Below are 18,469 nucleotides of genomic sequence, written 5' to 3'. Positions count from 1 at the left end.
CGGGTTCAATTCTAATACGGTTCGCAGCGTGAGCTGCAACTCGCATCAGGAGGGAATTCGATGCTGGTTATACGTCCTATTACTGCCGCAGATCTGCCGGCGCTTTTGCAGTGTGCTGAAGAATCTGGCCACGGGTTTACTTCCCTGCCAGTGAATGAAGAGATCCTGGCAAACCGGATCAAGCATTCTGAACAAAGCTTTGCCAGTGAGGTAACGCACCCGGGGCCTGAAGGCTACCTGATGGTGGCAGAAGATACGGAAACCGGTGAAGTAGCGGGAACGACAGCGATTGAAGCTGCAGTCGGTCTGGACAACCCGTTTTACACCTATCACCTCAGCACCGTGGTGCATTCCTCTCGTCGTCTGAATGTTCATAATGTGGTTAAAGTACTGACTTTTGGTAATGACTATACCGGGGTTAGTGAGCTGTGCACCTTGTTCCTGCGCCCTGACTGGCGTCAGGGGCTCAATGGTCGCCTATTGTCCAAGTGCCGCTTCTTGATGCTGGCACAGCACCCAGAGCGCTTTGATAAAACGGTTATTGCCGAAATGCGCGGGGTTTCAGATGAGGAAGGTCACTCACCATTCTGGGAATGGCTGAAAGAGCACTTCTTCTCAATCGATTTCACACTGGCAGATTACCTGACCGGGATCGGCAAGAAAGGCTTTATCGCCGACTTGATGCCGAAGCTGCCAATTTACGTCAACCTGCTGAGTCCGGAAGCTCAGGCCGTTATTGGTGAGGTACATGAAAAAACTCGCCCGGCGCTGCGTCTGCTGGAGCAGGAAGGCTTTACCTGCCGGGGTTACGTGGACATCTTTGATGCCGGCCCAACGGTAGAATGTGATATTCGCAATATTGAATCGGTTCGCCATTCTAAGGTCTGCCAGGTCGAAATCGGCCAGCCAAGCGGCGACACTGACTGTATCGTCAGTAACACTTCGTTCAGTAACTTCCGTGCCGCAGTCGATAAAGTCGACGTCATGGATGGCGTGGCGGTGATTTCTGCCGAAATGGCAGCAGCGCTTCAGGTACAACAGGGAGATCAGGTACGCCTGATTGTCCAGTAAGGAGAACAATGATGACTCAATGGATCGCAGGCCGCTGGGTAGCGGGTGAAGGGGAAGCGATGCAGTCGCTGGACCCGTTTACAGGTAACGTGGTCTGGGAAGGCCGCGCGGCAACGGGTGAGCAGGTTGAGCAGGCGGTAGCCAGTGCGCGTCAGGCGCTGCTGAGCTGGCGTCATACCCCGTTTGCGGAGCGTCAGGCGATTGTCGAGCGTTTTGCTGAGCTGGTAAAAGAGAATGCGGAAGCGATTGCAACCGTGATCGCCGAAGAAACCGGTAAACCGCTATGGGAAACCCGCACCGAAGCTGGTGCGATGGTCGGCAAAATTGCCATTTCCCTGCGTGCCTACCACGAGCGTACCGGTGAAAAACAAAAAGATGTGGCGGGGACACAGGCTGTCCTGCGTCACCGTCCGCTGGGTGTTATGGCCGTATTCGGTCCTTACAACTTCCCGGGTCACCTGCCAAACGGTCACATCGTACCGGCGCTGCTGGCGGGGAATACCGTGGTGTTCAAACCGTCTGACCTGACGCCGAAAATCGCGGAAGAGACCATGAAACTGTGGCAACAGGCGGGTCTGCCAGCTGGCGTGCTCAACCTGGTTCAGGGTGCGCGAGCAACGGGTGAAGCGCTGGCAGGATCAAACGGGATTGATGGTCTGCTGTTTACCGGCAGTGCCAATACCGGCCACTTGCTGCACCGTCAGTTTGCTGGTCAGCCGGGCAAAATGCTGGCGCTGGAAATGGGCGGCAACAACCCGATGGTGATCTCCTCCCAGTATGGTGAGCTGGATGCAACCGTCTACACTATTATTCAGTCAGCGTTTATCAGTGCCGGTCAGCGTTGTACCTGTGCCCGTCGCCTGTACCTGCCGAAAGGGGAAGCTGGCGATGCCGTGTTGGCTCGTCTGATTGAAGTTGCCGGCAACATTAAAGTGGGTGGCCAGTTCGATGAGCCGGCACCGTTTATGGGGCCGCAGATTTCGGTTCAGGCCGCAGACAACATTATCCGTGCTCAGGCTAACCTGATTGAACTGGGTGGCAAACCGCTGCTGGAAGCGACTCGCGGCCAGGGCGCCGTGGTGACGCCGGGTATCATCGAAGTCAGTGATATTGCCGTGCTGCCGGATGAAGAATATTTCGGTCCGCTGCTGCAAGTGGCTCGCTATGATGATCTGGAGCAGGCGGTTGAGCTGGCAAACAACACCCGTTACGGCCTGTCTGCTGGTCTGGTTTCTACCGACGACAGCGAGTGGCAATACTTCATTGACCATATCCGTGCCGGTGTCGTGAACCGTAACCGTCAGCTGACGGGCGCAAGCGGTGATGCACCGTTCGGTGGTCCGGGGGCTTCGGGCAACCTGCGTCCAAGTGCGTACTACGCGGCAGACTACTGTGCCTACCCAATGGCATCAATGGAAGGCGACCACACTGAAGTTCCGGCGCAACTATCACCGGGGATCAGCCTGTAAGTCCGGGCGCCTGAGTTCACTTTAGTTAAGAGGATGGCAAACACATGGAAAGGGTAGAGAAACTGTTTGAAGGGCTGTGGCAGGATTACATTCAGCGTTTGTGTCCGTCAGCGGCGCAGGTTCATGACCTGCTGACCGAAGACGAACCGCTGCTTAATGATCATATTGCGTTGCGTACCTTCAACCTGCCCAAAGTGGGACTGGATCGCCTGGCGGCGCCGTTTATCGCGATCGGCTACAAACCGTGCGGCAAGTATCATTTCGAAGCGAAGAAGCTGTATGCTGAGCACTTTGAGCACCCGAACCCGCGTGCACCGAAAGTGTTCATCAGTGAGTTGATGGTTGGACAATTCAGTTCTGAACTGCAGCAAGCGGTGCGTGAGCTGGTTAACCAAGTACCGGAAGAGGCGCTGAATGATCCTGCGTTCCTGTACGGCGGCCGTTTGTGGGAGCTGGATTTTGCGACCTACGACATGCTGTCAGCAGAAAGTGAGTATGCGGGTTGGGTGGCTGCGCACGGTTACGGGGCTAACCACTTTACGGTCAGCATCAACCAGCTTGAGCAGTTTACCGAAGTGGTTGAGGTGAACCAGCTGCTGCGTCACAACGGGTTTGTCATCAATGAGTCAGGCGGTGAAGTCAAAGGCAGCCCTGAAGTGCTGCTGGAACAGTCATCGACCATGGCTGATCGGGTTGATGTCGGCTTTACGGATGGTGTTCACTCGATTCCGGGTGGCTTCTATGAGTTCGCTAAGCGTTACCCAATGCCTGACGGTGAGTTGTACTCGGGCTTTGTAGAAGCATCTGCCGACAAGATCTTCGAAAGTACGAACATGTAAAACGCCCATTTATCACAGAATGGGTCACCAAGCCTTGAGGGTCTGACCTTCAAGGCTGCTCTCTGGTCAAGAGCGATAACCGATCAGAATCCCAATGAGATGCTTTCCCTTTGCCCCGCAGCGGTTGTTGCAGGGCTTTTTTCGTTCAGGCTCTGCTGTTTCGTACCACATGTTTGTGGGATGGTGTTTAGTGCCAATTATTCGGTGCTAGGTGTTTAGTGTCAGGTGTTGAGTACTTGGCGTTTAGTGCCAGCGCATGGCAGGCATCGGTTATCAGCGTCAGTGCTGGCAATCCAGCGGTGGCAACGGCAGGGCAGCCGGACAGCCGTCCTGTAAGGCTGTTTGCTCATGGTAATGGCGGTTGCCGCTAAAGCCGGTCAACTCGACGGTGGCAGGCAACGGGGCAATGATAGCCGGGCTCAATGAGGGCTGGTGCGGGGAAAAACGCTCGATATCCATATCTGTTATCCGTGTCAGGACCTTGCATCAGTTGCATAGGCGTCTCTCCTGAATGTAGCACTTGTCCGGCCGGAGGCAAGGGGGAAAAGGGTGAGCGTGTCGGCAACTCTCGGATGTATCGCGCCGCAACGCCGGGCGATCTCTCGCGCTGTACTGGGTGTCGCGAGCATTCAAGTCCCGCCAATGTTGCTGCTAATGCCAATGTTGCTAAGTACGGTTCCTGGCAACACGGTAATGAGCGAGGGGGACGTCGTGAGAGGGACTCTGAAGCTGGGGGTGCATAAAGGGATAAGGGCTAGTTGGTATGCTGGTCGCAGATAATAAAAAAGCCGCTGAGCGCGGCTTTTTTCACTGACGTTGCAGCGGCATCTTAGCGCGTACCGTAAACCACGATGGTTTTACCGTGCGCAGAGATCAGGTTCTGCTCTTCCAGCATCTTCAGAATACGGCCAACCGTTTCACGGGAACAGCCAACAATCTGCCCGATTTCCTGACGGGTGATCTTAATCTGCATGCCATCCGGGTGAGTCATTGCATCCGGCTGTTTTGCCAGGTTCAGAAGTGTCTGAGCAATGCGGCCTGTTACGTCCAGGAATGCCAGGTCGCCGACTTTCTGGCTGGTCACTTGCAGACGGCGAGCCATCTGTGCTGACAAGCGCATCAGAATATCAGGGTTAACCTGAATCAGCTGGCGGAATTTCTTGAATGAAATTTCTGCCACTTCGCATGGGGTCTTCGCGCGAACCCAAGCGGTACGCTCCTGGCCTTCTTCGAACAGGCCAAGCTCACCGATGAAGTCACCCTGGTTTAGGTATGACAGGATCATCTCCTTGCCTTCTTCATCCTTGATTAGGACAGCAACAGAACCCTTAACGATGTAGTAGAGTGTTTCCGCTTTTTCCCCTGCATGGATCAACGTACTTTTTGATGGGTACTTGTGGATGTGGCAATGGGAAAGAAACCACTCTAGAGTTGGATCTGTTTGAGGTTTACCTGGAACCATATTACTAACTTCCTCTGCGTTTGTTGCCCAACAACGACGTCCCTATAAGTTTGAGGCTGGGCCTAACAATAATTTGTTCGCCGTTTAGGATATTCAGTCAACCGCTGGGCTGCAAGCTCACGTGAATAATTAGTTCAGAGTTTATCTTTTTTCGGCGCGTATTTCTTGATATTGATCTATCGGAAAAGGCCATTTCGTGGTCATAAGTGTGCACATGATCACACAGTTGTCAGATAGTGCCAAAACACCCTATTTTAGAGAAGGAGAAAGCCATGCAATCACGAGTGAAATGGGTCGAGAATTTGACCTTTTTGGGTCAGTCAAATTCCGGTCACAGCGTGGTGATGGACGGAAACGGCGGAGAAAAAGCGCCAAGTCCGATGGAAATGGTTTTAATGGCTGCGGGTGGCTGCAGTTCGGTAGATGTGGTTGACGGCCTGAAATCTGCCGGGCAGAAAATCACGGCCTGCGAAGCGCAAATTACCTCAGTACGCCGTGATCAGGCCCCGCGTCTGTTTACTTCTGCCAACATTCATTTTGTGGTCGCCGGCCACGATCTGGATGAAGCGGTGGTCGCCAAAACCGTGGCCGATTCACTGGAAAAATACTGCTCGGTTTGCCTGATGCTGGGGGAAGGGGTAGAAATGACGCACTCTTATGAAGTGATCGCTCAGGATTAATCGGCTATCGTCAGTTAACTGACGAGAACGCCTGATATGTTAAATTGCCGCCCGCCCGGTGCAATGCACTGGGCGGGCGGTGTCTTGTCGGTACCGGGTGCGGCGCTGAGGCCGGTTCGTTCACGCTGCTCGCTAAGCCAAACTCAATAACACCTCGTCGCGATTAGCTGATCTTGCCGGTATCAATTAACTGCTGGATCAGTGGACGCATAATCAGCTCCATCGCAAAACTCATCTTACCGCCCGGCACCACCAGGGTGTTGTGGCGTGACATGAAAGAGCCCTGAATCATCGCCAGCAGGTAAGGAAAATCGACTTTCTTGATACCGCGGAAGCGGATCACTACAAAGCTCTCATCCAGGCTCGGGATCGCCTTGGCACTGAGCGGGTTCGAGGTGTCGACCGTCGGGACGCGCTGGAAGTTGATATGGGTGCGGGAGAACTGCGGCGTGATGTAGTTCAGGTAATCATCCATTGAGCGGACAATTGAATCCATCACGGCTTCCCGTGAATGGCCGCGATCGCGGGTGTCGCGCACGATCTTCTGGATCCATTCCAGGTTGACAATAGGCACCATGCCGATCAGCAGATCCACATGTTGGGCAACATTGGTGTCGCCATCCACAACCCCGCCGTGCAGTCCTTCATAGAACAGCACATCGGTGTTTTCCGGTAAATCCTGCCACGGGGTGAATGTCCCCGGCATTTGGTTGTAAGGCACCGCCTCATCGAAGGTGTGCAGATAGCGGCGGAATTTCCCGCTACTATCCTCGCCGTACTGGCGGAAAAAAGATTCCAGCAGGGGGAAATCATTCGCCTGCGGGCCGAAGTAGCTGATGTGGCGGCCCTGCTCTTTGGCTTTACGGATTTCCACATCCATCTCCGGTCGGGTGAAGCGGTGAAAACTGTCACCTTCCAGCCAGGCGGCGTTGATGTTCATCATATTGAACATCTTACGAAATGCTTCCGAGGTGGTGGAGGTACCCGCCCCTGAGGACCCTGTTACTGCAATAATGGGATGTTTTGCAGACATGACAAACCCTGTCGTTAACATTAACGGAAAGAGTTATTAACAGGGTGGCGCGGTCAGGTCAAGCCGGATTGTGAAAAATGCCGACCAGAAAACGGAACGCGTAGAGGCAGTTAGCCCAGGTGACGGCGCAATTTAATATCCACGGTTTCGTGCAGTTCGGAGTAGACAATCACGGCCTCACCCCGTTCCAGTTGCTGGCGAACCCGGCTGACTTTCTCATCCATGCTGAGCTCACGCTCACCGTAATCGGTCCCTTCACGCAGGACAAAATGCTCAATCAGGTTGTTGAGGGTTTCGGGATCAATCTCTTGCCAGGGAATAATCATAGGAAATACTCGGTAGTTGCGAAATCTGGCGAAATTATAGGGGGAATTTCGCCAGTTGTAGAGCGCTGGTGCTAGTCGTGGTCGGCGTCTGCTGGCAGGAAAGGGCTGAACCATTCCGGCACGGTGGTTTCCAGCCAGAAATCCGGTCGCCGCCAGCTGCCGGTCACAAACCCGACATGGCCGCCGTACGGGCAGAGATCGTACACGATGTGCGCCGGTAACGGCTGCGCCGGGATCACGGCCTCGGTCATGAAAGGATCATCTTTGGCGTGGATGATCCGCAGTGGCGTGGTGATGTCGGTCAGTTTGGTCAGGCCGCTGCAGCGCTGATAGTAGTCCTCGGCATCCGCGAAGCCGTGCAAGGGGGCGGTCACCATATCATCAAACTGGCGCAGGGTACGGATCTGCTCAGCCTGATCCGGTGACAGCGGCATCGCGCCGGGCAACACGGCCAGTTTTTGGCTCAGGGTCCGCTTCATCGAGCCCAGCAGGTATTGTTGATACACCCGGGAAAAACCCTGTTCGATCCGGGCGGAACAGGCCGCCAGATCGAGCGGTGGCGAGATGGCCTGAGCTGCCAGTAAGTCGGATGAGGTGCCGGTTTCGGCCAGATAGTTAACCAGCATGTTACCGCCCAGCGAAACCCCGACAGCAAAAAACGGCTGGCTTGGCAATTTTTCCCGCAGCCAGCGCAGGAAAAAACGGGCATCGCTGGTTTCCCCGGAGTGGTAGCTGCGGGGATGGCGGTTTATTTCCCCGCTGCAGCCGCGAAAGTGCATCATCACGCCCAGCCAGCCCTGATTGTGGGCGGCGTGCAGCAGGCCATTGGCATACGGGCTGCGAAAGCTGCCCTCCAGGCCATGAAACAGCACCATGACCGGTTGCTCAACCCGGCAGGTATCCGGTGCTGCGGTCCAGGCCAGGTCGAGAAAATCGCCGTCCGGCGTTTCTATCCGCTGCGTGACGGGGGTAAACAGAGGCTTGCGCCGCAGAAAGCGGGGCAGCAGGGTTTGCAGATGGGGGTTACGCAGCCCATTGGCCGGTTCAAACGGAGTCATGGGAAATCCTTCTAGACCTTTTGGGTAAGTGTACGCGCTCCTGACGCGAAAGATCATCTGCCCTCAGGCGCTGCTCCCCGCAGCTGGTTGAGCAGGGTATCCGGTAAGCCGAGCTTGCGGGCGTAGTTGGCCAGATTAGGCGGCTGAGGATTGAGCTGATTGGCTGCGGGGTGAGGGGCAGGGCAAGACCTTGCCAGCGCCGCCAGCAGATCGCGGTGCTGGCGTTTTTCCAGTGCCAGCTCAAAGTCGAGTAGCTTGCGGTAGGCGGTGGGCGCCAGCCCGGGTTTCAGCTCCCGGCGCAGTTGACGAAAATGGCTGAGCAGGGCGTCGGTATCAGTCAGGGCGGCCAACAAGGCCGGCAGAGCGTCTGCCGGCAGCGCCTGTGCCTGAGTGTCCAGCCAGTGCAGCAGCAAGGCCAGGTTCACATTGCCCTGATAGCTGTCCTGTAAGCACAGGCATGCCTGTTCCACACCGGGGCGGGCATAATGCGTCAGAGCAAATTCCCAGAAAGCCTGGGTTTGGTCTGTCAGCGTATCAGGGGCAGGGTTTGGCATCACGGTTGTCCGGTTTAACTGATTAACGGGCCTGAAATTCCGCTTCCATGACTTCCAGCTGCTCATGCAGTTCCATCCAGGCCATTTCCACGTCTTCCAGCTCGTTTTTGGCGCTGGCTTGCAGTTGCATTTGTTCGTTCAGCCGGGCTTTGTTGTCCGCTTCATAGATACTGCTGTCAGAGAGCTGGGCCTCGGCATTCGCCAGTTTCTCGCCCAGCGTCTCCATCTGTTTGTCCAGCTTCTCAATTTGCTTGCGCAGTGGGGCTGTCAGCTTACGAAACTCCGCTTCCAGGCGTTTTTGTTCTTTCCGGGAGGCGGCGCTGTTGTCTTTCGATGCATCCGGCTTAATGGCCTGTTGTTCGCGGCGCTCGGTACGCTGCAGCTCTGTCAGCCATTTGTGGTAGTCGTTCAGATCGCCATTGAACGGCTCAACCTTGCGGTCATGCACCAGATACAAATCGTCAGTGGTCGCGCGCAGCAGGTAGCGGTCGTGGCTGACGATGACCATGGCCCCTTCGTACGATTGCAGGGCCAGAGTCAGGGCCTGACGCATGTCGAGATCCAGGTGGTTGGTCGGTTCATCGAGCAGCAATAGGTTTGGTCGCTGCCAGACAATCAGAGCCAGTACCAGACGGGCCTTCTCACCGCCCGAGAACGGGCCGACGGGCTCCAGGGCCTTATCACCGATAAAACCGAAGCTGCCGAGGTAGTCCCGTAGTTGCTGCTCAGTGGCCTCTGGTGCCAAACGTACCATGTGCTGAACTGGGGTGTCGTCCATGTACAGGGTTTCCAGCTGATGCTGGGCGAAGTAGCCTATCTTTACCCCTTGCGAGTAGGTCAGCTCACCCGCTTTGGCCGGCAGCTCACCGGCCAGCATTTTAATCAGGGTCGATTTACCGGCACCGTTGCGCCCCAGCAGACCAATTCGGCTGCCCGGGACCAGATTGAGGCGGATGTGTTCGAGAATCAGTTTGTCGGCATACCCGGCTGATACCTGTTCCATCATCAGGATTGGGTTCGGCAGGGCGCTCGGCTCGCGAAACTCGAAGCTGAACGGGTTATCAAACTGGGCCGGCAGCACTTTTTCCATCCGCTCCAGCGCCTTGATCCGGCTCTGTGCCTGACGGGCCTTGCTGGCTTTATAGCGGAAACGGTCGATGTAGGACTGCATGTGGGCAATCTGTTTCTGCTGTTTCTGGAATGTGGCTTGTTGTTGCAGCAGTTTGTCTGCCCGCTGTGTTTCAAACGATGAGTAGTTACCGGTGTAGCTGTTCAGCCCCTGGTTCTCAATGTGAACAATGCGGTTCACGATTGGATCAAGAAAATCCCGGTCGTGGGAGATCAGCAGCAGCGTGCCGCGATAACCTTGCAGCCATTTTTCCAGCCACAGAACCGCATCAAGATCCAAGTGGTTGGTCGGTTCATCGAGCAGCAGCAGATCGGAGCGACACAGCAGCGCCTGCGCCAGGTTAAGTCGCATCCGCCAGCCACCGGAGAACTGGGTCAGGTTCCAGTCCATCTGGTCCTGGGAAAAACCCAGCCCGTCCAGCAGCTCCGAGGCGCGGGCCCGGATGCTGTAGCCGCCGATGGCATCCAGCTTGCCGTGCAGTTCGGCGACCCGGGTACCATTATTGGCTTGTTCGGCTGCCAGCAGGTCTGCTTCCAGTTGGCGGTATTCCCGGTCACCGTCGATCACGTATTCCAGGGCACTGCGCTCCAGTGCCGGGGTTTCCTGGGCAACCCAGGCCAGCTCCCAGCCTGCCGGGTACTGGCAGTTGCCGGCATCCACGCTCAGTTCATGCTTCAGCAGCGCAAACAGGGTCGACTTGCCGCAGCCGTTCTTGCCGACCAGGCCGACTTTGTCACCCGGGTGAATCGTGGCGGTGGCTTTATCGAGCAGGATTTTGCCGCCGCGCAGCAGTTGAATATCGGAAAACGTGATCATTGATTGTGCCGGGGAGGTCCCCGCTCCGAGAAACTTGATACCTGTAGAGAGATGTGCGGCAGTCTAACGCAAAGCCGCCGTAACTGCTAATCCGTTCCGGCGGGTGAACCGCGGCGATAAATCCCTGCTCATACGAGCGTTATTATGTATTATGTGAGTATCAGGTAAGGTGAACAGGGCAGGCAGCCTCAACCGGTTTGTCTGCCGACAAGGAGTGTTATGACCTCACACGGACCCCCGCGCGTTCTGGTAATTTATGCCCACCCCGATCCTCAGGCCTCTATCGCCAATCGTGACATGCTCCGGGCGATTGCCGATCTGCCACATGTGACGGTGCATGATCTGTATGCGGCCTACCCGGATTTTTTCATCGATGTCAGTCGTGAGCGGGCACTGGTGCAGCAGCATGATGTCATCGTGTTCCAGCATCCGCTGTATATGTATTCTTGTCCCGCGCTGCTCAAGGAATGGATGGATGTGATTCTGACCAAGGGGTTTGCCCACGGGGAAGGGGAGCAGACCCTGGGAAAGTACTGGCGGTCAGTGGTGACTACCGGCGGGGCGGCAGAAGCTTACACTCCGGATGGCTATAACCGCAGCTCGATAGATGACATTCTCCGTCCTTTTGAATTGTGTGCGGCCTTGTGCCGGATGGAGTGGATTCCCCCTCTGGTGCTGCACTGGGCAAGACGGGTGCCGGTGGCCGAGCGGGATGAGCATGCGCGCCTTTACCGGGCGTGGCTGAACGATCCGCTGGCTATGCTCAGGGAGGTGCGTGATGGCCAGTGATATTTTGTCCAGCAGCGTGGTTTTTCTGGCCGCGGCCGTGGTCGCTGTGCCGATTGCCCAGCGGCTGGGGCTGGGTTCCGTATTGGGTTATCTGCTGGCGGGGATCGCGATCGGCCCGTGGGGGCTGGGGCTGATCTCCGACGTAGACGCCATCCTGCACTTTTCCGAGTTTGGGGTGGTCCTGCTGCTGTTTCTGATTGGTCTGGAGCTGAACCCGAAAAAACTGTGGCAGATGCGTAAGCCCATTCTCGGGCTGGGGGGCAGCCAGGTGGTGCTGACCAGTTTGGTCATTGCCTCGCTATTGCTGCTCGCGCAGTCGTGGCTACCAGCCATGAGCTGGCGGGATGCACTGGTGGTCGGTATGGGGCTGGCCCTGTCTTCGACCGCGATTGCTTTGCGGGTTATTGAAGAGCAGAACTTGGGCGGCAGCGAAACCGGACAGGCCGGATTCGCGGTGCTGCTGTTTCAGGATATTGCCGTGATCCCGATGCTGGCGTTCCTGCCGGTACTGGCCGGTGGCGGCGGCGGCAGCTGGCTTGATGGTGTCTGGATGCTGGGCGGGATCACGCTGCTACTGGTCGGCGGTCATTTCTTGCTGCGCCCGCTGTTTCGCTGGGTAGTGCTCAGTAACGTCCGGGAACTGTTTAACGTGGCGGCGCTGTTGCTGGTCATCGGGATAGCACTCGGGATGCAGTCGCTCGGGCTGTCGATGGCACTGGGGACGTTTCTGGCCGGGGTTCTGCTGGCTGAAAGCGAATACCGGCATGAGCTGGAAATTGCGATTGAGCCGTTCAAAGGGTTGTTGCTCGGGCTGTTTTTTATTGCTGTCGGGATGGCGGTCAACCTTGGGTTGCTGTGGGAATACCCGCTTCAAATTGTGCTGGCGGTGGCGTTACTGATTTGCGTTAAAGGGCTGTTACTGTACGGACTGGCCCGGATTTTTGGGATCCGGGCTAAATCGCGCAGCCAGATGGCGGCGATTCTCAGTCAGGGCGGGGAATTTGCCTTCGTCCTGTTTACGGCTGCGCAAGGGGAAGGGCTGCTGGGGCATGAATTGACCTCATCGCTGCTGGTGGTGGTCAGCTTGTCGATGATGACCACGCCGCTGATTTTGGTGCTGCAGGACAAATGGTTTGCGCGCGGCTTTAAAGCCGCTGCCCCAGAGCAACCGCAGAGTGATGTGATTGACCGCGAGCCGCGGGTGATCATCACCGGATTTGGCCGTTTCGGCCAGGTGGTGGGGCGGCTGATGTTCGCCAATAAGATCAAGGTGACGATCCTGGAACGGGATCCCAGTCAGATCCAGTTTCTGCGTAAGTTCGGCTACAAGGTGTATTATGGCGATGCGACTCAGTTAGATTTGCTGCGTGCCGCCGGCGCGGACAAAGCGGAAGCCATCATCATCTGTACCGATGAACCGGATGAGGTGATGGAAGTGGTGGCGTTGTGCCAGCAATATTTCCCGCACCTGAAAATTCTCGCCCGTGCCCGCAGTCGGGTGGAAGCCCACCAGTTATTGAGTCACGGGGTCGAGCACTTTTCCCGGGAAACTTTTGCCGGTGCTCTTGATTTGGGGCGTCAGGCCCTCATATCACTGGGCATGCATCCCTACCAAGCCAAGCGGGCAGAAGCTCACTTCCGCAAGCTCGATACCACAGCGCTGCGGGATTTGCTGCCGCAGCATTCAGAAGATGTCCACCTGGCGACGCGGGCCAAAGAAGCCCGCAAGGAACTGGAAGAAATTTTTGACCGCGAAATGCGCGGTGAGCGGGAGCGGCATAACGGCTGGGACTGAGCCGTTCCCATTAACACCCCACCGAGCGGCCGGAAGGCGGGTGCGGGTTGAAGGCAAGGAGCGATAATAATGGCGAAAAAACGGTTTATCGCCGGTGCAGTTTGCCCGTCGTGCAATAAGCAGGACACATTGCGCTGGTGGCAGGAAAATGACGTCGAGCGGGTAGAGTGTGTCGAGTGTGGCCATACCGATGTTCGTGCGCCTAAATCGGTTGAGCAGAGCGAGCAACTGTCTGCCCAGACGAAACAGCAAGTTATTGGGATCTTCAAGCCGGAAGACTGAATCCGGCTAGGAAACCCCACAGAGAATATTGGCATCTGAGTGCCATTATCCGGTATCATGCGCACATCCCTTGATACCCAGTTCAAAATTGGAGTAAACATGAAAGTCGCTAAAGACGTGGTAGTAAGCCTGGCTTACCAAGTGAAAACAGAAGACGGTGTAGTAGTTGATCAGTCAACTGTTGACGCACCACTTGATTACCTGCACGGTCACAACAACCTGATCGTAGGTTTGGAGAAGGCACTTGAAGGCCGTGAAGCTGGCGACAAGTTTGAAGTGACTGTTGCTCCAGAAGAAGCGTACGGCGAGCACATGGACGTTATGGTTCAGCGTGTACCTGCAGACGTATTCCAAGGCGTTGACGAGATCACTGTCGGCATGCGCTTCCTGGCGGATACGGACCAGGGTCCAATCCCGGTAGAAGTGACTGAAGTTGACGGTGACTTCGTGGTGGTTGACGGTAACCACATGCTGGCTGGCCAGACACTGAGCTTCAACGTTGAAGTTGTTGCAGTACGTGCTGCAACTGAAGAAGAAATCTCACATGGCCACATCCATCAGGGTGGCGGTTGTTGTGGCGGCGGCAGCTGTGGCGATCACGACCATGATCATGACCACGATCACGAAGGTGGTTGCTGCTCACACTAAGTGCCCCGTCCCTGGCGGACCGCGTCGCTTAACCGCAAATAAAAAAGGAAGCCTCGGCTTCCTTTTTTGTTTTTATTGGGCATCAAACGGCAAGGCTCAGTAATGGGGCGGTGGTGTCTCTTCAGACTCCGAGGCCATCAGCGAAGGCTGCATGCCTTTCACCTTGCCGACCAGAAACTGCATCTGGGTATGGATTTTATCAATCAGGAACTGTTGGGCCGTCAGTGCCTGATTCAGCTCCTCAATGGTTTGATCCTGAAACGCCTGCTTCATTTCCAGCTCATCAATCCGGGCCTGGAGTTGGTCAATGTCTTTCATTTACTTCTCTTCCGTCGTCCACAACTGGGCGATACCTGCCGAGGTACCAGAGGTCACGTTGCCCTCAGGTGTAATGGCGACATCATACACCACTGCTGCCGGTGGTCGAGTATCTTGTTGGGCGGCGGCTTCCCAGCGTCCCAGGTTTTGACCGCTACGGGTATCCCACAATTCGACCCGGCGTGCCGGGGTGCCGGTCACCAGGCGGCTGCCGTCATCGGAGAAACGGGCGCTCGACAGGTTCTGCTGCCGCAGCCGGACCGCCAGATCCGATTGTTTTTCGCCAGTGTGCAGATCCCAGATCGCAATGTCGTTGCCGCCGTCAGCCGTCATGGCCAGTTTGCCGTCCCGCTGCAGGGCCACCTGACTGATGCGGTGGGTATGCGGGAAGCGATAGACAATCTGGCCGCTTAGGGTATCCCACAGATAGGCATTATAGTCATTGCCGCCTGACAGGGCGAAGCGACCATTGGGCGATAGGGCGACCGCATTGACTTTTTCCCGGTGAGCCAGGAACTCCAGCCGTCTTCCGCTGCCCAAATCGACGTAAAGTGCTTTACCGTTCGACAGCGCCAGCAGGACATGCTGGCCGTTGTTGGCTATCGCGACATCGCGAATGGTACCGTCGGAAACCGACCACAGACCTTCCGACTGGCCCCAAGCGAGATCCCAGACGGCAAAGTTCTGCGCCGTGGCAGTAATGGCAAAGCGGCCATTGTCAGCAATGGCACTGCTCAGAACGGTATTGTGATATGGATCTTGAGAACCAAAATCTGCTAACTTTTTGTTTTGCTGTAAATCCCACAGCACGATACCTTGTATGGCTGAGTGATAAAGCGCAAACCGACCGTCACGACTCAGGCTGAAGCTGGTCGCGCCTTCATCGGCCAAAGACCAACGCTGCTGCTCTGCACCGGAAAAAAAACAACCGCTCAGAGTGAGAAGTGCCACAATGAAGATGGTTATGCATCTTTTTGTTTGCATTAAGGTCTGGTTCCGTTTGGCTTTGTTAAGTAAGCATATAAAGTGAGGTCGCAGGGGGCTGTTAGCCAATCTATTACACGGGCCTCACAAAAGCGTGATAAACACGCGGCATACTGAGACCAGCGCTGAACGTCGGTCCGTCTGCACTGTCGCTATAGTAATACAGTTTGACCGGAGACCATACCGGCCCCGGTCGCCCCGGCATGATACCGGACAATATTGAGAGGGAGATCGCTCCCGCACGAACCGTTTTTAGGGGACTTTCCAGCGCTAGGTGGAGAGCCGAGAGCAATACACCTTCCCTCAACACATGATGGAGAAATACATGAAACCTGTTCTAAAGATGTCTGTTTTGGCCGCAACTATTCTGCTCGCCGTCGGCTGTCAAGATGAAAAAACTGCGGAAACGAAACCGGCTGAGCCTGCAAAAGTAGAGCAGGTCGCAACAGAATCTGCTGCACCGGCCACCTTTGCCACGGAAGATGATAAAGCGGCTTACGCCATTGGCGCGTCACTGGCACAATACCTGGCGGCTAACCTGGATCAGCAAAAAGAGCTTGGCCTGTCGCTGAGCCGCGATCAGGTTCTGGCGGGTGTGACTGATGTGTTTGCCGGCAACAGCCGTCTGTCTCAGGAAGAAACACAGCAAGCGCTGCAGGATTTGGATCACCGCGTTTCTGAAATGGTTCAGCAGCAAGCCAAAGCGGAAGCGGATAAAAACCTGAAAGCCGGTGAAAAGTTCCGCGCAGAATTTGAGAAAAAAGACGGTGTAGTGAAAACAGAATCTGGCCTGCTGTACCACGTAGAGACAGCGGGTGAAGGCGACAAGCCAGCTGCGACTGACACCGTAAAAGTGCACTACAAAGGCACACTGACCGACGGTACCGAGTTTGACAGCTCTTACAAGCGTAATCAGCCTGCGACGTTCCCGCTGAATCAAGTGATTCCGGGCTGGACGGAAGGTGTTCAGCTGATGCCGGTTGGTTCGAAGTACACGTTCGTTATCCCGCCAGAGCTGGCATACGGTTCACAGGCCAACCCAAGCATTCCGGCAAATTCAACGTTGGTGTTTGAAGTGGAATTGCTGGATATCGTGAAAGCCGATGCCCCTGCGGCAGAAGTACAGGAAAGTGCGGCACAGTAACACGCCTGCACCATATTTAATGCGTCACTGGTAGCCAATCTGCTGGTGAACAATCCCAAAAACCCGGCTCAAGCCGGGTTTTTTGTGCATTACAGCAGGATTCGTGGCTATCAAGTATTCAGGCTCCTGTCATTATTCTGATAAACTTGCAAGCAAGATTTGAATTGTATGGTCCACTGCTGCATCAACCGGCAGGGCAGGACTAGCCCATTCTATTTATTTTCGTTTTCCCAGTCGGCAGCTGAAGCTAAATACAATGGGATTGAGCAAGGAAGAAGACGAGTGGTTTCTACAGACAACTTTGGCTCTGAGGTGATGGTCGAGAGTGACCTGATCGAGCCCCGTGCTTTCAGTGAGCATGATTACACGATTTTACGTTCTTACGAGGCGGTGGTAGATGGACTGGCCGCCCTGATCGGCCCGTTCTGTGAGATCGTGCTGCACTCGCTGGCGGATCTGAATACGTCAGCGATTAAGATTGCCAACGGTGAGAATACCGGCCGTAAAGTCGGCTCGCCGATCACAGACCTGGCACTGCGAATGCTGCGGGATATCGAAGGCTCGGAGCGCAATTTCTCCCGCGCCTACTTCACCCGGGCAAAAGGCGGTGCGCTGATGAAATCGATCACCATTGCCATTCGCAATGCGGATAACAGCATCATCGGTCTGCTGTGTATTAACGTCAATCTGGATGCGCCATTCTCGCAAATTCTGCAATCCTTCATGCCAACCGATGAAGCCAAGCAGGCCGCATCGACCGTGAACTTTGCCAGTGATGTGGATGAGCTGGTGGACCAGACCGTTGAGCGAACCATCGAAGAAATCAATGCGGATAAGAACGTGTCGAACAACGCGAAGAACCGTCAGATTGTGATGGAGCTGTTCGATAAAGGGATCTTTGATATCAAAGATGCCATTAACCGCGTGGCTGATCGTCTGAACATTTCCAAGCACACCGTGTATCTGTATATCCGCCAGCGTAAAACCGAGGATGGCGAAAAATGAGCCTGACCTACGTGCTGGTCGTGCAGGGGCCGGCGTACGGTACCCAGGCCGCCCGTTCGGCCTATCAGTTTGCCGAGGCCGTGTTGGCGAAAGGCCATAGCCTGTCCCGGATTTTTTTCTACCAGGACGGTGTGCACAATGGGTCGGCACTGACGGCACCGGCGTCGGATGAGTTCGATCTGGTTGCGGCCTGGCAACAGCTAGCCCGCAGCCATGGCGTTGAGCTGCAAACCTGCGTCGCGGCTGCCCTGCGACGCGGTATTGTGGGTCAGCAGGAAGCCACTCAAAACCAGCTACCGACAACCAATCTGGCGGAAGGTTTTGAACAGGCCGGACTGGGCGGCTTGGCTGAGGCCATGCTGACCGCCGATCGCGTGATTCAGTTTTAACGGAACAACACATGAAAACACTGGGTTTTGTATTTCGCACCGCCCCGCACGGCAGTGCCAGCGGGCGAGAAGGACTGGACGCTGTATTGGCCACTTCGGCTTACAGCGAAGATATCGCGGTCTTTTTCCACGCCGATGGTGTGATGCAGCTGCTGGCAAACCAGACGCCACAAGCGATCCTGTCCCGCGACTATATTGCGACGTTCAAAATGCTGGATCTCTATGACATTGAGCAGATTTATGTCTGCCGCCGTTCACTGGAAGAGCGGGGTGTGGAACCGTCCAGTCTGCTTATCGACGTCACGGTCTGTGAGCCGGAAGTCTTTTCTGCCCACTTGCATGCCTGCCAGCGCATTCTGACTTTCTGAGGCCACTATGCTCCATATCTTCACCAGCTCCCCGTTTCAGAGCCGTGCACTTGAACAAAGTCTGTCGACGATCGTCGCGGATGACGCTGTTCTGCTGATTCAAGATGCAGTTTTAGCCATAACGGCGAATTTTGACGCGCTGACCGTCCTGCGCGATCAGGGCATCACAATTTCTGTCCTGTTACCGGATCTGCACGCCAGAGGGTTGGTAGGTCGCCTGGGGGAGGGTTTTGAAGGCGTTGATTATCAAGGTTTTGTTTCGCTAACCGAAGCTCACGAAACCCAGATGAAATGGGACTAAAACCCGCTA

Annotated in this window: 22 protein-coding genes; 13 read left to right on the top strand and 9 right to left on the bottom strand. The window is 55.6% G+C overall.

Translation table 11 applies throughout. The features are described from left to right. The first annotated feature begins 60 nt into the window (after positions 1-60). From astA to C9I92_RS19335, 3 genes are read left to right on the top strand one after another with little or no spacing between them, the layout of a single operon-like run. Positions 61-1,071, top strand: a complete 1,011-nt coding sequence (gene astA / locus C9I92_RS19345) for an arginine N-succinyltransferase (protein WP_047887146.1) — start codon at positions 61-63, stop codon at positions 1,069-1,071. 11 nt (positions 1,072-1,082) lie between these two features. Then, positions 1,083-2,540 carry a succinylglutamate-semialdehyde dehydrogenase gene (gene astD, locus C9I92_RS19340; protein ID WP_047887145.1) on the top strand — a complete coding sequence of 486 codons (1,458 nt, stop codon included), beginning with the start codon at positions 1,083-1,085 and terminating at the stop codon, positions 2,538-2,540. A gap of 44 nt (positions 2,541-2,584) precedes the next feature. Further along, entirely contained in the window at positions 2,585-3,379 is a 795-nt protein-coding gene (locus C9I92_RS19335; RefSeq protein WP_047887144.1) for a DUF1338 domain-containing protein, read from the top strand. A 279-nt stretch (positions 3,380-3,658) separates the two neighbouring features. Here the strand turns inward: C9I92_RS19335 and C9I92_RS19330 are convergent, their stop codons facing one another. Further along, the gene (locus tag C9I92_RS19330) at positions 3,659-3,838 is read right to left on the bottom strand and encodes a hypothetical protein (RefSeq protein WP_047887143.1); all 180 of its coding nucleotides are present in this window, start codon (positions 3,836-3,838) and stop codon (positions 3,659-3,661) included. A gap of 370 nt (positions 3,839-4,208) precedes the next feature. Continuing rightward, entirely contained in the window at positions 4,209-4,841 is a 633-nt protein-coding gene (crp, locus tag C9I92_RS19325) for a cAMP-activated global transcriptional regulator CRP (RefSeq protein WP_027250650.1), read from the bottom strand. A gap of 272 nt (positions 4,842-5,113) precedes the next feature. Here crp and C9I92_RS19320 point away from each other — a divergent pair, with 272 nt between their 5' ends. Next, on the top strand, positions 5,114-5,521 hold the full coding sequence (locus C9I92_RS19320) for an OsmC family protein (protein WP_047887142.1): 408 nt from the start codon (positions 5,114-5,116) through the stop codon (positions 5,519-5,521). Positions 5,522-5,684: 163 nt separating this feature from the next. Here C9I92_RS19320 and C9I92_RS19315 read toward each other — a convergent pair whose 3' ends face one another. The 5 genes from C9I92_RS19315 to C9I92_RS19295 all read right to left on the bottom strand — a co-directional run bounded on the left by C9I92_RS19315 (position 5,685) and on the right by C9I92_RS19295 (position 10,437). After that, positions 5,685-6,554 carry a phosphoribulokinase gene (locus C9I92_RS19315; RefSeq protein WP_047887141.1) on the bottom strand — a complete coding sequence of 290 codons (870 nt, stop codon included), beginning with the start codon at positions 6,552-6,554 and terminating at the stop codon, positions 5,685-5,687. Positions 6,555-6,664: 110 nt separating this feature from the next. Further along, complete coding sequence (locus C9I92_RS19310) at positions 6,665-6,880, bottom strand: YheU family protein (RefSeq protein WP_047887140.1); 216 nt, start codon at positions 6,878-6,880, stop codon at positions 6,665-6,667. Positions 6,881-6,951: 71 nt separating this feature from the next. Further along, positions 6,952-7,938, bottom strand: a complete 987-nt coding sequence (locus tag C9I92_RS19305; RefSeq protein WP_047887139.1) for a hydrolase — start codon at positions 7,936-7,938, stop codon at positions 6,952-6,954. Between the two features lie 53 nt (positions 7,939-7,991). Then, on the bottom strand, positions 7,992-8,492 hold the full coding sequence (locus tag C9I92_RS19300) for a TIGR02444 family protein (protein WP_047887138.1): 501 nt from the start codon (positions 8,490-8,492) through the stop codon (positions 7,992-7,994). A 22-nt stretch (positions 8,493-8,514) separates the two neighbouring features. Next, on the bottom strand, positions 8,515-10,437 hold the full coding sequence (locus C9I92_RS19295) for an ABC transporter ATP-binding protein (protein ID WP_047887137.1): 1,923 nt from the start codon (positions 10,435-10,437) through the stop codon (positions 8,515-8,517). 219 nt (positions 10,438-10,656) lie between these two features. On the opposite strand from C9I92_RS19295, the gene kefG reads away from it, so the two are divergent. The 4 genes from kefG to slyD all read left to right on the top strand — a co-directional run bounded on the left by kefG (position 10,657) and on the right by slyD (position 13,951). Next, positions 10,657-11,226: a glutathione-regulated potassium-efflux system ancillary protein KefG gene (gene kefG, locus C9I92_RS19290; RefSeq protein WP_047887136.1), complete on the top strand. Its 570-nt coding sequence runs from the start codon at positions 10,657-10,659 to the stop codon at positions 11,224-11,226. Beyond that, a complete protein-coding gene (gene kefB / locus C9I92_RS19285) occupies positions 11,216-13,021 on the top strand; it encodes a glutathione-regulated potassium-efflux system protein KefB (RefSeq protein ID WP_047887135.1) in 1,806 nt (601 codons plus the stop codon). Before kefG ends, kefB begins: the two co-directional genes overlap by 11 nt. 69 nt (positions 13,022-13,090) lie before the next feature. Beyond that, positions 13,091-13,303: a YheV family putative zinc ribbon protein gene (locus tag C9I92_RS19280; protein WP_047887134.1), complete on the top strand. Its 213-nt coding sequence runs from the start codon at positions 13,091-13,093 to the stop codon at positions 13,301-13,303. Positions 13,304-13,402: 99 nt separating this feature from the next. Beyond that, entirely contained in the window at positions 13,403-13,951 is a 549-nt protein-coding gene (gene slyD, locus C9I92_RS19275) for a peptidylprolyl isomerase (protein WP_047887133.1), read from the top strand. A gap of 96 nt (positions 13,952-14,047) precedes the next feature. On the opposite strand, the gene C9I92_RS19270 is transcribed toward slyD, so the two are convergent. Both C9I92_RS19270 and C9I92_RS19265 read right to left on the bottom strand, forming a co-directional pair. Further along, the gene (locus tag C9I92_RS19270) at positions 14,048-14,269 is read right to left on the bottom strand and encodes a SlyX family protein (protein WP_047887132.1); all 222 of its coding nucleotides are present in this window, start codon (positions 14,267-14,269) and stop codon (positions 14,048-14,050) included. Beyond that, entirely contained in the window at positions 14,270-15,253 is a 984-nt protein-coding gene (locus C9I92_RS19265; protein ID WP_047887131.1) for a WD40 repeat domain-containing protein, read from the bottom strand. 325 nt (positions 15,254-15,578) lie between these two features. Here C9I92_RS19265 and fkpA point away from each other — a divergent pair, with 325 nt between their 5' ends. The 5 genes from fkpA to tusB all read left to right on the top strand — a co-directional run bounded on the left by fkpA (position 15,579) and on the right by tusB (position 18,460). Further along, on the top strand, positions 15,579-16,397 hold the full coding sequence (fkpA, locus tag C9I92_RS19260; RefSeq protein WP_047887130.1) for an FKBP-type peptidyl-prolyl cis-trans isomerase: 819 nt from the start codon (positions 15,579-15,581) through the stop codon (positions 16,395-16,397). 282 nt (positions 16,398-16,679) lie between these two features. Continuing rightward, a complete protein-coding gene (locus tag C9I92_RS19255; protein WP_047887129.1) occupies positions 16,680-17,402 on the top strand; it encodes a helix-turn-helix transcriptional regulator in 723 nt (240 codons plus the stop codon). Beyond that, positions 17,399-17,791, top strand: a complete 393-nt coding sequence (gene tusD, locus C9I92_RS19250) for a sulfurtransferase complex subunit TusD (protein WP_047887128.1) — start codon at positions 17,399-17,401, stop codon at positions 17,789-17,791. Before C9I92_RS19255 ends, tusD begins: the two co-directional genes overlap by 4 nt. Positions 17,792-17,802: 11 nt before the next feature. Continuing rightward, a complete protein-coding gene (gene tusC / locus C9I92_RS19245) occupies positions 17,803-18,159 on the top strand; it encodes a sulfurtransferase complex subunit TusC (RefSeq protein ID WP_047887127.1) in 357 nt (118 codons plus the stop codon). A 7-nt stretch (positions 18,160-18,166) separates the two neighbouring features. Further along, positions 18,167-18,460, top strand: coding sequence for a sulfurtransferase complex subunit TusB (gene tusB, locus C9I92_RS19240; RefSeq protein WP_047887126.1), 294 nt, complete (start codon positions 18,167-18,169; stop codon positions 18,458-18,460). The last annotated feature ends 9 nt before the right edge of the window (positions 18,461-18,469 follow it).

Origin of the sequence: Photobacterium ganghwense, from assembly GCF_003025595.1 — a bacterium.
Lineage (GTDB): Bacteria > Pseudomonadota > Gammaproteobacteria > Enterobacterales > Vibrionaceae > Photobacterium > Photobacterium ganghwense.
This window is presented reverse-complemented; position numbering and strand designations above follow the sequence as displayed.